Below are 15,427 nucleotides of genomic sequence, written 5' to 3' on the forward strand. Positions count from 1 at the left end.
AAGGCAGCCCATGCGCACGACATCAATCCATCAGCGGTCCCCCCGCCGCGCCTTCGCGGTGCTCCTGGCGTTCCTCACCTGCGCATGCTCGGGGACGGGCCGCTCCTCCCACACGCCAGCGGACGACCCCACGGTGCGCCTCATGGACACCTTGCGTGCGCACGCTCACGGCGAGGCCCCTTTCTGCGCCCCGGACGCTCGGCTGCTCCAGCCCGGAGGCGGCATCGACCTGGAGCGCCTCCACTCCGCCGGTCACCCGGTCGTCGTCTGGACCGTGAACGACCTGCCCACGATGCAGGCCCTGCTCGAGCGCGGCGTGGACGGCATCATCAGCGACCAGCCGGACCTCCTGATGCAGGCGGTGCGCGACTTCGACGCCAATGGCGACGGCACTCCTGGAGACCTGCTGGACGCGGACGGGCTCATCGACCCGAAGCGCTTCGATGCGCAGGGCCACCGGGGCGCGCGGAACCTGCGGCCGGAGAACACGCTGCCGTCCTTCGAGGCCGCGCTCGACCACGGGATGAACACGCTGGAACTGGACACCGTCCTCACCGCCGACGGCGTCCCCGTGGTCTCCCACGACCTGGACCTGTTCCCAACGAAGTGCCGCCACGCGGATGGAAGCCCGCTGACCGCTCCCGTTTCCATCGCGACCCTCACCGTCGCGAAGCTCCAAGCCAGCTTCGTCTGCGACCGGCTCCTGGAGGATCGTCCGGACCAGACGAACGACCGCGCCCGCTCCCCGGAAGCCGTCGCGTTCGCCGCCCGCGTGGGACTCCCGGACCCCTACATCGTCCCCACCCTGAGCCAGGTGTTCGCCTTCGCGGCGGACCAGGCGGACGCCGCCCATGAAGCCCGCGACCCGCTCCGCGCCCGGATCGCCCGCCGCATCCGCTTCAATGTGGAACTCAAACGGACATCAGAGAAGACAGACATCGCTCCAGCCCATGGCGACGCGGTCGCCCGGGTCATCCAGGGAGCAGGGCTCGTCCAGAGGACGGACGTGCAGTCCTTCGACCTGCGCGCCGTGCGCTCCGTGCAGGACCGTCACCCGGAGCTGCGCACCGCCGTCCTCCTGAGGACGCGTCCCACCGCCGCGGATGTGATGGCGGTCGAGTAGCCAGACGGTCCATTCCCCGACCGGGAAATCAAGGATTTAGTCAGGCGACGAAATCAACTTGCGCAAAATCGTTAGGGGCCTTACTAGACGCCTCGTCTTGGTCCCTTCTCGTCCGAAAAACGCCACGCCGATGAAGCTTGTACCCAGGTACGAGCGGCTGAAGCAGATGGCGAAGCGCTTCCCGGCGCTCGACCCCAGCGCCATCGAGACATGTCTCACGATGTTGCGTCTCTCCAATGAGCTGACGGAGGCCTACGAAGCGCACTTCGCGCGGAACGGCGTGTCCCACGGGCGCTTCGTCGTGCTGGTGCAGTTGTTCGCGGCGGAGGACGCGGGGGAGACCCTGCGCCCCGCGGACCTCGCGGAGCTGGCGAGCTGCAGCCGCGCGACCATCACCGGGCTGTTGGACACGCTGGAGAAGGACGGCTTCATCTCCCGCACGGATCACCCCGAGGACCGGCGCATGTACTCCGTGCACCTCACCTCGAAGGGCCGCGAATTCATCCAGGGGATGATGCCCGACCACTACCGCCGCATCGCCGCGCTCATGGCTCCCTTGAGCATGGATGAGCGGGACACGCTTCGCGCCCTGCTCGCCAAGGTGTCCACCGGCATCCCCGCCCTGCGGGACCCCTGAGCCCCTTCCCACACCCCTTCTTCAACGCTGTACCGAGCAACAACCATGACGACCCGTACCGCCCCTTCACTGGAAGCCGCTCCCTCCACCGAAGCCCCCGCCGTCGCGCAGCCCGCGAAGCGCTCCCGCGCGAAGCAGGTGCTGCCCATCCTCGTGGGCGTGGCGGTGCTGGGCGGTGGCGCGCGCTTCCTGCTCACCCACGGTCACGAGTCCACCGACGACGCCCAGGTGGAGGGCCGCATCGCCAACGTGTCGCCGCGCGTGGCCGGCCAGGTGGCCCGCGTGCTGGTGCATGACAACCAGGCGGTGAAGGCCGGCGACGTGGTGGTGGAGCTGGACCACGCGGACCTGGACGCGCGCCTGGAGGTCGCTCGCGCGGACGTGATGAGCGCGGAGGCCCAGCTGTCCAACGCCCAGGCCCAGCTCACCCTCACGGAGGCCAACGCGGGCGCCAACCTGCGGCAGGCCCGCGCCGGCGTCACCCAGGCCTCCAGCGGCATCAGCTCCTCCAAGGCCGCGTTGGAGCAGTCCCGCGCGGACGTGGCTTCTTCCGAAGCGCGCTTCAAGCTGGCGGAGACGGACCTGGGCCGCGTGAAGCAGCTGCGCGAGCAGGGCGCGCTGTCCCAGTCGGACCTGGACACCCGGCAGGCCGCGTATGACACGGCCAAGGCCGCCCTGGACCAGTCCCGCGCGCGGCTGACCTCCACCGAGGCCGGCATCCAGAGCTCCTCCGGTGGCCTGGAGGCCGCGCAGGGCAAGCTCTCCGCCGCGGAGACGGCGCCCGTGCAGGTGCAGGCCGGGCAGGCCGCGCTGAAGCTCGCGGAGGCCCGCCTCAAGCAGACCCGCGCCGCGCTGACGCTCTCGGAGCTCGCCGTGTCCTACGCGCAGGTGCGCGCCCCGGTGGACGGCGTGGTCAGCCGCCGCACCGTGGAGGTGGGGCAGATGGTGGGGCCGGAGCGCCCGCTGATGGCCGTCGTTCCGCAGAACGACATCTGGGTCGTGGCCAACTTCAAGGAGGACCAGGTTGGTGAGATGCGCGCGGGCCAGCCGGTGGAGCTGAAGGTGGACGCGTTCGGCGGCCACGCGTTCAAGGGCCACGTGGACAGCCTCGCGGGCGCCAGCGGCGCGCGCTTCGCCCTGCTGCCGCCGGACAACGCGTCCGGCAACTTCGTGAAGGTCGTGCAGCGCATCCCCGTGCTCATCCGCTTCGACGGCGACCTGAAGGAGCTGCCCATCAAGCCGGGCATGAGCGCCTACGTCACCGTGGACACCGGCGCGAAGCCGGAGCCCCAGAAGTCCGCGGCGCTGGATACCCGGAAGGCGGAGTAACCCACCGTGGACGCTCGCCGAGACGTCATCACCGGCTCCAAGGCGGGCATCACCATCGCGGCCATGGCCGCGGCGCTGATGTCCGTGCTGGACATCTCCATCGTCAACGTGGCCCTGAGCGACATCCGCGCGAGCTTCGGCACGCCGTTGGATCAAATCGCCTGGGTGTCCACCGGCTACATGATGGCCAACGTCGTGGTCATCCCGATGACGGGCTGGCTCCAGCGCCGCTTCGGCTACCGGAAGTACTTCACGTTCTCCATCATCCTCTTCACGGTGGCCAGCGTGCTGTGCGGCCTGTCGTGGAACCTGACCTCGCTGGTGGCCTTCCGCATCCTCCAGGGCATGGGCGGCGGCGCCATCATCCCCACGTCCCAGGCCATCCTCTTCGCCCGCTACCCGCGCGAGGAGCACGGCATGGCGGGCGCCCTCTTCGGCCTGGGCGCCGTGACGGGTCCGCTGCTGGGGCCCACCGTGGGCGGGCTCCTCATTGAAGCGGCCAGCTGGCACTGGATCTTCCTCATCAACGTGCCGGTGGGCCTCTTCGCCGCGTACATGGCGTGGCGCTCCATCGAACAGCCCCACTTCGAAGCGTCCACGGAGAAGGTGGACCGCAACGGCATCGCGCTGCTCGCCGTGGGCATGGCGTGCCTTCAGTACGTGCTGGAGGAGGGCAACCGCGAGGACTGGTTCGACAGCCGGCTCATCACGCTGCTGGCGGTCGTCGCGGCCATCGCGCTCATCACCTTCGTCGTCCACGAACTGGAGACACCCAGTCCCGTGGTGGACCTGCGCGTATTCAGCAACCGCAGTTACTCCGCGGCCACGGGGGTGAACTTCCTGGTGGGCACGGCGCTGTTCTCCGGCTCGTTCCTCTTCAGCCTCTTCTGCGGCTCCGTGATGCGCTACGAGGCGTTGGACATCGGGCTCATCTTCCTCAAGGGCAGCGCCATCCAGATCCTGCTGATGCCGCTCATCGGCAAGTTCGGCGGCAAGGTGGATGGCCGCTTCCTGATTGGCTTCGGCATCCTGGGCATGAGCCTGTCCTTGTGGACCAACGGCCACCTGACCACGCGCGTGGATGAAATCACCCTCATCACGCCGGTGTTCATCCGCGCCTGCTCGCTGGGCTTCATCTTCGTGCCGCTGTCGGTGATGGCGCTCAGCAACCTGCGTCCGGAGCAGCGAGGCAACGCGGCGGGCCTCTTCAACCTCACCCGCGAGCTGGGCGGCTCCATCGGCACCGCGTGGATGAGCAGCGCGCTCAGCCGCTCCACCCAGGCCAACGTCACCGCCATCACCTCGCACGTGGACGTCTACGGGCAGGTCGCCCAGGAGCAGGTCGCCTCGATGACCGGCGCCATGGCGGCCAGGGGTGTGCTGAATCCCACGGGCGCCGCCTACGGCCTGTTGAGTCAGCGCATCAGCGCGCAGGCGCTGGTGCGGGCCTTCAACACGAACTTCCTCATCCTCGCCGCGCTGTTCGTCTGCGCCATCATCCTGGTGTTCATGCTCCAGAAGGCGGACCCCAACGTGAAGGTGGAAGGCGCGCACTGAAGAAGCGCGGTCGCTGAAACGACAAAGCGCGGGTCCCCGATGCACTGGGGCCCGCGCTTCTTCGTTTCAGGTGCTACCGCAGACGACTACCGGCGCCACTTCTGCGCGCTGGTGCCGTTGCACTCCCAGAGCTGCAGCGGGGTGCCGCTGGCGGAGTTGCCGCCCGACACATCCACGCACTTGTTGGCCTGGGGGTTCACCAGGTCACCGGCGCCGGAGAGGATGAACTGCTGCGCGGGGTTGCCGCTGCAGCTCACCAGCTGGATGGCCGTGCCGTTGGCGCTGGAGCCCCAGGCCACGTCCATGCACTTGCCGAAGGCGCGCACGGTGCCGTCCGACATGAAGGACCACTTCTGCGCGTTGGTGCCGTTGCAGTCCCACAGCTGCAGGCGGGTGCCGTCGTTGGTGTTGGAGTTCGGCACGTCGATGCACTTGTTCGCCAGGCCGATGATGGGCCCGCCGGAGCCGCCGCTGCCGGACGTGGTGAGCGACAGGCCGTAGGCGTTCAGGATGGGGATGAGCGGCTGGAAGACGGTGTTGCCGCCGGAGGTGCAGTTGCCGCCAGCGCCGGACGTCACGCCCTGCGCCTGGTTGCCGGACAGCCACGAACCGCCGGAGTCACCGCCCTCCGCGCACGCGCTGGACGCCGTGAGGCCGTACACCGGGCCCGCGGAGTAGTTCACCGTGACGTTCTTCCCCGTGATGACGCCGCAGCGCCAGCCGGTGGTGGAGCCCGAACGACACACGGACGCGTTGACGCCCGCCTCCTGTGAGCCCTGCACCAGCACGTTGGCGCCCGCGTAGTTGTTCACCCACGGCTGCGACCCCCACGAGCCGTTGGTGCGCACCCAGGCGTAGTCGTTGCCGGGCCAGCTGGCCGCCACCACCGTGCCCTGCGCCACGCCGTTGAAGCCGCTGGTGCCCGTACCCGCGCCGCCGCAGTGGCCCGCCGTCACGAAGCCGCCCGCCACCGGGAAGCCGATGGAGCAGCGCGCGTTGCCCGGGTAGTACGCGTCACCGCCGCGCAGGTCGTACACCGGCTTGAACTCCTCGCGCGACGACACCATCCGCACCGCGGCGTGCTTCACGCCCGCCTTCGCGACGAAGTCCGAGCCGCCCGTCAGCGCGGAGTCCTGCGTCAGCACCACCACGCTGTTCGTCATCACGTCCACGTACCAGGCGTGCACGGCGCGGCCCGCCATCTGGCTGTCGCGGTCCAGCTGGGCCTTCACCGCGTCCAGCTCCGCCTGCGTGTACTTCACCTTCTGGGGCACCGCCCCCGCGCGGCGCACCGCGTCCGCGTCCGCGTCCGTCGTCACGCCCACCACTAGCGCGCTGCCGTCCGCGTTCATCCACGCGCCGCCAAAGCGCTCGCCCAGCGCCGAGCGCAGCGAACCCTCCACGCGCACCGCCGCCGCCTCCGACGCCAGCCGCTGCTTCGCGCCGTCCGCCGTCAGGCCCAGGTCCCGCTGCATCGCGGAGAGCAGGTCGGGCGACACGTCGTGCGCCAGCGCCGCTTCCGCCTGGGAAGGCGCGGCCATCGCCATCGAGGGAATCACGCTCAACGTGGCGCCAGCGAACAGCGCCGTCGCGGTGGAGAACAGACCGGAGGTCCGCTTCATCGGGTCCTGCCTTTCGTGCTGCGGGGGAACCCGAAGCGAAACCCGACTGAGCCGCGAAGGTCAAACAATTCAAGAATTACTTCAATTCTCCGACATTTTTGTGTGGCCGAAGAAAGTCCCAGAAAACAAGAAGGCCCGGCGCGTCATGAGACGCACCGGGCCTGGGGACTTGCTTCGGTATCGAGCGGAAGTCAGCGCCTGGCGCGACGGGCGACCGCGCGGGCGGGGGCCCGGCGGCGACGCAGCGCGACAGCGCCCAGCATCAGCAGGGCACCGGCGAAGGGCAGGGTGCCGGACGTGCCGGACGCGCTGCAGCCCCCCGCCACGCCCTCGGACGCGTTCGGCAGGCCATTGGGGTTGTTGGACACCGGCGTGGGGGTGGGGGTCTGCCCGCCCACGGTGGGCAGCTGGGGGGTGGGCAGCTGCGGCGTCTGCGTCACCGGCGTCTCCGTCACCGGGGTCGGATCCTCCGCGGGGATGGTCGTGTCATCCGGCACGGGCGTGGGCACGGGCGCGGGCTTCTCCTCCACCGGCGCGGGCGCGGGCGCGGGCGGCATCACGTCCTCGAGCGTCGTCGCCATGGTGAAGCCGTCGTGGAAGATGCTCCCTTCGGGCTTGATGGCGTCGTCGCGGTACAGGCCCATCTTCAGGTAGTTCAGCTCCTTGCCGAACTGGTTGGCGCCGTAGGTCTTCGGCAGCACGTGCTCGCCGTTGTGCCACAGCTCCACGAAGCCGGCCTTCTTGTCCGAAGACCACTTCACGTGCAGCACGAAGTCGTGCCAGTTGCCCTTGTCGATGGAGGTCTGCCACAGCACGGGGGTGGTGTTGCCGCCCACGCGCAGGTTGATCTTGTCCCCGCGCACGAAGAACTCCAGCGGCGGCGAGCCACAGCAGCTCTCCTGGTGCCACTGGGTGATGACCTGCCACGAGTCATGCACCGGGTAGTTCGAGGGAAAGAGCGTGCTCCACTTGTAGTAGTACTCCTTCCCCTGCGTCTCGTGGGTCAGGTACAGCAGTTCGTTGCGGTTGCCGCTGGCGTTGATGGGATCATCGCCTTGCTTCACCGTGGCCTTGAGGGCGTACCTGCCGTCACGCACCACATCCGTTACGACCTGCAAGCGGCTGTTGGCAACGGCCTGCTGGCGCGTCCACTGGGACGTGTTGCCGGTCTCGAAGTCGCCCTTCCAGATGACGCCAGCAAAAGACAGGGCAGGCATCAGGGAGGCCGCGGCAACGAGCTGAAGGAGTCGCTTCAAACAGGGGTCCTTTCGGTCCGGGTTGGGCCACGAGGACACGCGGCGGGAAAAAAGCCTTCCCGCCCCCTCTCGCCTGCCAACCCCCTGCCGCACGCGCGCTCGCCGGGACGCCTGGTGGGGCATGAGGGGGACAGGGCCCTGCCGCCCGTCACTTCCCCAGGCATGCCGAAGCGCGTGATTCCAGGTGGATGCGGGCGCTCAAACCATCCTTCGAGAGCAGCCGTGCAGCCGAGCCCCCGGGCGTCATCCCCCCAACAACCGGACGGCCCGGCGCCCTGTCTCCTTCTCGCGCCTGACGTGGGAAGTGGGGCCTTTTTTCAAGATCGGCCGAGCAGCCCGTCTATTGGTGCGTGTGTCACCCAAAACATCCGATGCGCCTGTTCTCCCACCGCCTTGCTGCCCACCGCGTCATGGGACGCCTGAAGGCAGGGGACGGGGCCAGGTCGGCGTTCGTCGGAGGTTGGTGTAGAACGGCCCGAAGGGGCGGCAGGGGGGAGATGCCCGGGGGGACCGCATGGTGAAGCCGGCGAAGACGAGTCTCTGGGCGCTGGCGCTGGCCATCCCTTTCCTGGCTGCTGGCGTCGCGGCCCTGAAGCCCCGGGCGCAGCCGCAGTCCCTTCCTGACACCTTCTGGACGGATCGCCGGGCGGCGGCCCGCATCGAGGCCCGCCTCACGCATCCCGAAGCCGACCGCTACCGCTCGCGCGCGCCCGCTGGAGGCTGCCCGGTGCCCGCCGAGCCGATGCCCCTGGGCCCGCTCGCCCGCATGGAGGCCCAGGAGGACTGGGGCGGAATCGCGGCGTCATATGCCCTGGAGGGCGAGTGGAACCAGGCGGCCTCCTTCCTGGAGCGCCTGCCGGCCTCGCCGGAGCGTGACAGCGACCTGGCGGCGGTGGCGCTCGCCCGGGGAGACCATGAGCGCGCGCTGCGCCTGCTGGACGCGGCGCTCATCGCGAAGCCCGGCCTGACGCAGGCCCTGTGGAACCGCGCGCTGGTGTTCCGGGAGATGGGGCTGACGCTGCGCGCGTCGGAGCTGTTCGAAGAGGTGGCGAAGCGCAACGAGCAGGGCTGGGGACGTGAAGCCCACGCCCAGGCGCTGTCGCTGCGCGAGGCCACGCTGGAGCGCCAGCGCCAGTGGAAGGCCGCGCGCGACGCGACCCTGGCCCTGGTGGAGGACCCGAAGGCGCCGCTGCCCATGGACGCGGCCCGGCAGCTTCCGGGCGCGGTGCGTGGCGTCTTCTATGAGGCCGTGCGTGCCGCGACGTCGAAGGAGCGCGCGCTGGAGCTGCTGCCCCTGGCGAAGGAGCTGGACCGGGTGCAGGGCGGCAGCGTGCTCACGGACTACGTGCAGCGCGTGGCGAAGCGCGACTTCTCCCGCCGGGCGGACCTGGCGCGCCAGTACGCGGAGACGCTGCGCTCGGGCCAGTCCGTCCCGGAGGCGCTGCTGAACCGGGCGCGCCTGTCCGGTGACGAGGACATCTACCTGGGCGCGCTCCTGCGCAGCCGCAACGGCACCCTGACCGGCCTGCAGGACATGGTCGCGCGCGTCGGCCGCATGGGCGACCCCTGGTTCACGTACATCGCGGAGCGGGACCAGGCGCGCCAGGAGGTCGCGGAAGGGGCGTGGTGGAAGGCCGAGCAGCGGCTCTTCAACGCGCTCCAGCGCTGCCGTGAGACGACGCTGTCGGTGCGCTGCCTGGACCTGGAGCGCCGGCTGACCATCTTCTACACGGACCAGCAGCGCCTCACGGAGGCGGAGCAGCACGCGCGCGTGCTGTGGGCGGGCGCCCGGCAGCTGCGCGAGTGGGAGATGGAGTTCAACGTCCTGGAGATCCTCAGCCACGTGACGCGCTCCCGCAACGACCTGGGCAGCGCGCGCGCGTACCTGGAGGAATGGGCCGCGCGAGGCACCACCCGCAGCTGCTCCTGGCCCCACGTGCAGCTGGCGCACCTGTACTACCTGGACCTGCGGCCGGACGCCGCGCGGCGAGAGCTGGAAGCGGCGGAGGCCTGCGCGGACAACTCCATGGAGCTGGTGTTCGGCGCGACGGTCGCGGAGCTGTCCCGCTTCGGCTCCGGCCCCCGCGACGCGGAGTGGCTGAAGACGGTCACCACGCGGGCCCTGGCGGGCTCCTCCGTCCCGGAGAGCGACCGCATCTACACGCACTATCTGGAAGGCCGCTTCCTCCTGGACCAGGACCGGGCCCGGGGCGAGGCGCTGCTGAAGCAGGCCATCGTGGACGCGGAGGCCCTGCCTCGCGGCGACGTGCTGGGGCGTGAGACCTGGGCGCTCAGCTATTCGTCGCTCGCGGCGGACGCGGGCCGCGCCGGTGAGTTCCCCAAGGTGGTGGCGCTGATGGCCGCGCAGCTGGGCACGCCCGTCCCTTCGCGGTGCGCGCTGGCGGCCAGCATCCACGCCGAGCGCACCACGCTGGTGGCGCTGGGGCCCAAGGGCGAGGTGAAGGGCTCCTACGACGGTTCGCGCCGGGAGTCCCTGGCCCGGGTGGATTCGTCCCGGCTGGTCCCGGACGCCCTGCGCCAGACGCTCGTCGGCTGTGAACACGTGGATGTGTTCGCGTGGACGCCCCTCTTCGGCCGCACGGACCTGCTGCCGCCGGAGATGGCCTGGAGCTTCCGCCTGGGCCGCACGCAGGGACCGCGTCCCGCGCGGACGCCCACCGCCACGCGCCGCCTGGTGGTGGCTGGCGTGGAGGCGCCGTCGCTCCTGCAGTTGCCCCGGCTCCCCTCGTGGACGCCGGAGGCGGAGCCCGGCGCCGCGCCGCCGGACGTGCTGTCCGGCGCGGACGCCACGCCCTCGCGCGTGCTGGCGCGGATGGCGGATGCCACGGAGATTGAAATCCACGCGCACGGCATCACCGACCCCAGCATCTCCGGCGCGTCGCTGGTGGTGCTATCACCGGAGGTGAATGGCCGCTACGCGCTCACCGCGGATGTCGTGCGCGAGCAGCGGCTGACCGGCGCGCCCACCGTGTTCCTGGCCGCGTGCAGCGCGGGCCGCACCGCGTCCCTCCAGAGCACGGAGCCCTTCAGCCTGCCCGCGGCCTTCATCGACTCCGGGGCCCGCGCGGTGCTGGCCTCCACGGTGGACATCCCGGACGCCGCGGGCCGTTTCTTCGACGGAGTGCGCCGGAGCATCCATGCTGGCAAGCCCGCGGCCGTCGCGCTGCGCGACGAGCGCCAGGCGTGGCTCGCGCGTGATGCCCGCGCCGTCTGGACGCGCTCCGTCCTCCTGGTGGAGCGGGCGGACTGAGCAGTCAGAAGGGAGCGTCCAGGTGCGTGTTGCCTCCCGGAACCAGGAAGTGATGGAAGGTGACGCTGGCGCTCACGTCCAGCGCCTTCACCCAGTGCCACCAGCCCACCGGCAGGAACACCATGTCCCCGGGCTCCAGCACCGCCTCCAGCACCGTGGCCTCGGCGAACAGCGGGTGCGCGGCCAGGTCCGGCTTCGCCGCGTCCACGTGACTGAAGGTGCCCCGGTGCGGGTACACGCGGTGGCGCTCGAAGGACGGCACCAGCCGCACGTGTTTGCGGCCCATCACCTGGCCCAACAGGATGTTCATGTTGTCGTGGTGCAGCGGGGTGACGGTGCCCGCGGGCCCCAGCAGCAGCGTCAATTGATCCGCCTGCAGCGACGGGTCGATGAGCCCCGCGGGGGCCCGCAGGTCGTCGCGCAGCGGCGCCAGACCCTCGCGTCCCCAGTTCTCGTTGCGCGGCACCATGTAGAAGTCGTTCGTCTCTCCGGCCGTCTCCAGCTGGGAGAGGAAGTCGGAGAAGGGCATCCGCGCCCGGTGCCGGTCCTGCTCGGCCGCGTGCTCCGGGTTGGCGTCGCGTCCCACCATCACCTCCACCTCCACCGTTCCGAAACGCTCGCGGAAGTACGGCAGCGACCAGCGCTTCAGCGCGGGCCAGTCCGCCATCAGGCCGCGCAGCACCACGGGCCGGTGGCCCAGGTAGTAGCGGCGGAAGAACTCCTCCGGGGACACCCCTTCGCGTACCTCCAGCTCCCGGCCTCCGTCCCGCGCGCGCAGCTCGCTGTAGACGTCCATCAGCGACTCCATCCACCCGAAGTGCCGGGCCACCTGGAGCGCCGCCTTGAAGTAGGGGTGCCGCCCCACCGCGGTGATTTCCTCCCGCGCCAGCGCCGGGTCCACCCCTGCCTGCACCAGCGTCTGCTGTACGTCCTCCGCCGACACTCCCAATGCCAGGTTCTCCGCCAGCCACTGCCGCCACGCGGGGTGCAGCGGAGACTTGTCCTCGTTCATTCGGAACTCCTTGAAATCCTTGAGGGAGTGGCCCTGGGGGCCCCTCCTGCCGGTGAGGCGAGGCGTGCTATGGACCACGCCCAACAGTCTTTTTCTACCCATCCCCGGTTTTCGCCGGACTTCCTCAGCACCAGGAGAAGCGACCCATGATCCCCGGAGACGTGTCCTCCGCCGTCAATGCTTTCGAGCCGGACCGCAGCGCCCCGCACGTGAAGAATTCGTACGTCAATTGCTCGGAGCGCGGCCCCAAGCGGCGCCGCCCGCTGCCGCCGCCGTCGGTGCCCCCCCTGCTGGCGGGGCCGGAAGGGGCTCGCTGAAGCTCCTGCCGGGCAGGCTTGTCTGCCCTTCCGGGCATTTTTCTCTCAAGAAACGAACCGCTCGGCGTCTTTAGTCAGGAAAGCCCACCAGTCACTTCGGGGCCTTGTGTCATGGCCAATCTCTTCAACCGGGAAAAGCGCCACTTCGAGGCGTTCATCCAGCGACACCGGCCCAGCCTGCTGGCGGTGGCGCGGCGGTTGTGCGCTCGCGGCGCCCTGGACCCGGAAGACCTGGTCCAGGAAGCCTTCGAGCGGGCGTTGCCGGAGTTTGGCCACCTGAAGGACCGGACGGAAGCGGCGTGCGCGGCGTGGCTGTGCACGACCATGACCAACCGGTTCCTGGACCACTGCCGCCGGCAGCGCACGGAGAGCCGGGGGCTGCCGCACCTGGCGCTGGTGCAGGACCTGCCGGTGACAGGGGATGGCGACCAGGAGAACTGGGAGCTGGTGGGCAACGACGCGTTCCAGGCTGCCATCGAGCAGCTCAAGCCGCACCTTCGGGACGCGTACAGGCTTCACGCGGAAGGCCGCCGCTACTAGGCCATCGCTGAACATTTCAACGTCCCCGTGGGAACCGTGGGCAGCTGGCTGACGCTGGCGCGCCGGGACCTGAGGGAACTGCTGCTTCCGAGCGTAGCCGTAGCCCGGGAGCGGGGGGTCCAGTCATGAACGCGCATTGCACCCGGTTGCATCTCTTCATGGACGGCGAACTGTCCGAGTCCGACGCCGAAGGCTTCCGGAGTCACCTGCCGCGCTGTGCCTCCTGTGAGGGCGGCCTGCGGGACCTGCTCCAGCTGGAGCTGCTGGCGGCGCGGGCCCTGGGCACGGGCGTGGCGGAGACGCCGGCCGCGAAGCCGGAGGGCAACGTGGTGTCGCTGGGCGCGTGGGTGCGCAAGAACGCGCGCGTGGTGGCGCCGCTGGCCATGGCCGCCAGCCTCTGCGCCGTCTTCGTGCCGCGCATGATGCCCGCCGCGGACATGCCAGCGGTCGTCTTCCTGGAGAACCAGAGCACCCGTGAGATGGAGGCCCGCCTGGCGGATCCGCGCGCGGACCATCACCGCCCCTACAGCCCCATGCGCGGTGGCGCGGACGGCGCGGAGACCGGGAAGGTCACGCTGCCGCTGCGTCCGCTGGCGGAGATGGAGGAGCGCAAGGACTTCCGCGGCATCGTCGCGGCCTACGTGCTGCACGGCCAGTGGCAGCAGGCGCAGGCGGTGCTGGCGCGCGAGCCCGTGTCGCTGGAGCGAAACATCGACCTGTCGGTGGTGGCGCTGCAGGACGGCCGCTACCAGGACGCGCTGTCGCTGTTGGACGACCCGGTGGTGCGCGCGGAACCGGGCAACCCCCAGGCGCTGTGGAACCGCGGGCTCGCGCAGCGTGCCCTTGGCCAGAAGGCTCTCGCCGCGGCCGCATTCGAACAGGTGGCCGCGATGGACGAGCAGGGCTGGAGCGAAGAGGCGCGCGACCTGGCGAAGGGCCTGCGCGAAGAAGCGCGCAAGCAGGAGAAGGGCCTGCACGACGAAGCCGCCCGCTGAAGCACCCGGGACTCCCCGCGCGTGACGAGCGTCCACCACCGGGCGCTTTCGCGCGGGGTTCCGCCTCACCGCTCGGGATGACGTGACAGGCTGCTGGGGTTGTCGGAACACTCCAGGAGCCGCCCATGCCCGAGTCTTCATCCGCCGACTACGCGTCCATCCGCCGTGACTTCCGGTGGGAGCGGCCGGCGCACTTCAACTTCGCCACGGATGTCATCGACCGGCACGCGGCCGAGCGGCCCCAGGCCCCCGCGCTCCAGTGGTCCGACGAGTCCGGGCGCTCCCAGCGCTTCACCTTCCAGGACCTGAAGGAGCGCTCGCTGCACGCGGCGCGCTTCCTCACCGGGCTGGGCCTGAAGCGCGGCGACCGGGTCTTCATCCTGATGCCGCGCGTGCCGGAGTGGTGGTTCCTGGTGCTGGGCTGCATCCGCGCGGGCATCGTCTTCATGCCCGGCACGCCCATGCTCACCGCCAAGGACATCCGCTACCGGCTGGAGGTCTCCGGAGCGAAGGCCGTCCTCACCGATGGCAGCTGCCTGGACCGCTTCGAGGGCGTGTTGGGCCAGGCCCCCGGCGTGACGACGTGGGTGTCCACCGGCGACGCGCCCGCGCCGTGGACGCGCTACACGTCGGAGGCGCTGGCGGAATCCCAGGCGACCGCGTTCCCGCCCACGCGCTCGGATGATCCGCTGCTCATCTACTTCACGTCCGGCACCACGGGCATGCCGAAGATGGTGCTGCACACCCAGTCCAGCTACGGGCAGGGGCACCTCATCACCGGCCGCTACTGGTTGGACTTGAAGCCGGAGGACCGGCACCTCACGCTCAGCGACACCGGCTGGGCGAAGTGCGCGTGGGGCAAGCTCTTCGGTCCGTGGAGCGTGGGCGCGTGCAACGTCGTCTTCGACTTTCGCGGCCGGTTCGACCCCGTGGGCTTCCTGAAGGTGCTGGAGCGGGAGAAGGTCACCACCTTCTGCGCGCCGCCCACCGCGTGGCGCGCGCTGGTGCTCCAGGACTTGAAGGCGGTGGACCTGTCCGCGCTGCGCCACTCGCTGAGCGCGGGCGAGCCGCTCAACCCGGAGGTCATCCAGACGTGGAAGGAGGCCACCGGGCTGCACATCCGCGAGGGCTACGGCCAGACGGAGACGGTGGTCATCGTGGGCATCTTCCCCGGGATGGAGCCGCGCGTGGGCTCCATGGGCAAGCCGTCCCCGGGCTTCACCGTGGCCGTCATCGACGAGCACGGCAACGAAGCGGCGGACGGGCAGGAGGGCGACATCGCCGTGCGCGTGAAGCCGGAGCGGCCGGTGGGGCTGTTCGCGGGCTACCTCAACGACGACGCGGCCAACGCCGCCAGCAGCCGGGGAGACTGGTACGTCACCGGCGACCGCGCGGTGCGCGACGCGGAGGGCTACCTGTGGTTCGTGGGGCGCTCCGACGACGTCATCAAGACGTCCGGCTACCGCGTGGGCCCCTTCGAGGTGGAGTCCGCGCTGATTGAGCACCCGGCGGTGGCCGAGTCCGCCGTCATCGGCGTGCCGGACGACAAGCTGGGCCATCGCATCAAGGCGTACGTGCTGCTCACGCCGGGCCACACGCCGTCACCGGAGCTCGCGCAGGAGCTGCAGGACTTCGTGAAGAAGACCACGGCGCCCTACAAATACCCGCGCGAGATTGAGTTCGTCACGGAGCTGCCCAAGACGGTGAGCGGGAAGATCCGCCGCGCCGAGCTGCGCGCCACCCAGAAGTCGTAGGCGGCGCGCAGGGC

The 15,427-nt window shown here is 70.2% G+C and carries 11 protein-coding genes and 1 pseudogene; 9 read left to right on the forward strand and 3 right to left on the reverse strand.

Going from position 1 to position 15,427, the window contains the following annotated elements:
* Positions 1-10 precede the first annotated feature (10 nt).
* The 4 genes from D7X99_RS01395 to D7X99_RS01410 all read left to right on the forward strand — a co-directional run bounded on the left by D7X99_RS01395 (position 11) and on the right by D7X99_RS01410 (position 4,646).
* Complete coding sequence (locus D7X99_RS01395; protein WP_121776107.1) at positions 11-1,123, forward strand: glycerophosphodiester phosphodiesterase family protein; 1,113 nt, start codon at positions 11-13, stop codon at positions 1,121-1,123.
* A 130-nt stretch (positions 1,124-1,253) separates the two neighbouring features.
* Entirely contained in the window at positions 1,254-1,760 is a 507-nt protein-coding gene (locus D7X99_RS01400) for a MarR family winged helix-turn-helix transcriptional regulator (RefSeq protein ID WP_121776108.1), read from the forward strand.
* Between the two features lie 45 nt (positions 1,761-1,805).
* On the forward strand, positions 1,806-3,089 hold the full coding sequence (locus D7X99_RS01405) for an HlyD family secretion protein (protein WP_121776109.1): 1,284 nt from the start codon (positions 1,806-1,808) through the stop codon (positions 3,087-3,089).
* A 6-nt stretch (positions 3,090-3,095) separates the two neighbouring features.
* On the forward strand, positions 3,096-4,646 hold the full coding sequence (locus D7X99_RS01410; RefSeq protein ID WP_233613032.1) for a DHA2 family efflux MFS transporter permease subunit: 1,551 nt from the start codon (positions 3,096-3,098) through the stop codon (positions 4,644-4,646).
* A gap of 86 nt (positions 4,647-4,732) precedes the next feature.
* Here the strand turns inward: D7X99_RS01410 and D7X99_RS01415 are convergent, their stop codons facing one another.
* Both D7X99_RS01415 and D7X99_RS01420 read right to left on the reverse strand, forming a co-directional pair.
* Positions 4,733-6,268 carry an RICIN domain-containing protein gene (locus D7X99_RS01415; RefSeq protein ID WP_121776110.1) on the reverse strand — a complete coding sequence of 512 codons (1,536 nt, stop codon included), beginning with the start codon at positions 6,266-6,268 and terminating at the stop codon, positions 4,733-4,735.
* A 191-nt stretch (positions 6,269-6,459) separates the two neighbouring features.
* A complete protein-coding gene (locus D7X99_RS01420; RefSeq protein ID WP_121776111.1) occupies positions 6,460-7,524 on the reverse strand; it encodes a polysaccharide lyase in 1,065 nt (354 codons plus the stop codon).
* Between the two features lie 514 nt (positions 7,525-8,038).
* On the opposite strand from D7X99_RS01420, the gene D7X99_RS01425 reads away from it, so the two are divergent.
* Positions 8,039-10,795 carry a CHAT domain-containing protein gene (locus tag D7X99_RS01425; protein ID WP_121776112.1) on the forward strand — a complete coding sequence of 919 codons (2,757 nt, stop codon included), beginning with the start codon at positions 8,039-8,041 and terminating at the stop codon, positions 10,793-10,795.
* A gap of 4 nt (positions 10,796-10,799) precedes the next feature.
* Here D7X99_RS01425 and D7X99_RS01430 read toward each other — a convergent pair whose 3' ends face one another.
* Complete coding sequence (locus tag D7X99_RS01430; protein WP_121776113.1) at positions 10,800-11,807, reverse strand: cupin-like domain-containing protein; 1,008 nt, start codon at positions 11,805-11,807, stop codon at positions 10,800-10,802.
* Between the two features lie 146 nt (positions 11,808-11,953).
* On the opposite strand from D7X99_RS01430, the gene D7X99_RS43075 reads away from it, so the two are divergent.
* The 4 genes and pseudogenes from D7X99_RS43075 to D7X99_RS01445 all read left to right on the forward strand — a co-directional run bounded on the left by D7X99_RS43075 (position 11,954) and on the right by D7X99_RS01445 (position 15,413).
* A complete protein-coding gene (locus D7X99_RS43075) occupies positions 11,954-12,124 on the forward strand; it encodes a hypothetical protein (protein WP_167547806.1) in 171 nt (56 codons plus the stop codon).
* Between the two features lie 111 nt (positions 12,125-12,235).
* Positions 12,236-12,793, forward strand: a pseudogene (locus D7X99_RS01435) (RNA polymerase sigma factor).
* Positions 12,790-13,659, forward strand: a complete 870-nt coding sequence (locus D7X99_RS01440; protein WP_121776178.1) for a zf-HC2 domain-containing protein — start codon at positions 12,790-12,792, stop codon at positions 13,657-13,659. The pseudogene D7X99_RS01435 and the gene D7X99_RS01440 overlap by 4 nt, the downstream one beginning before the upstream one ends.
* 125 nt (positions 13,660-13,784) lie before the next feature.
* Positions 13,785-15,413 (forward strand): acyl-CoA synthetase, encoded by a 1,629-nt coding sequence (locus tag D7X99_RS01445; protein ID WP_121776114.1) that lies wholly within the window; start codon positions 13,785-13,787, stop codon positions 15,411-15,413.
* The last annotated feature ends 14 nt before the right edge of the window (positions 15,414-15,427 follow it).

The organism is Corallococcus sp. AB032C (assembly GCF_003668935.1).
Lineage (GTDB): Bacteria > Myxococcota > Myxococcia > Myxococcales > Myxococcaceae > Corallococcus > Corallococcus exiguus.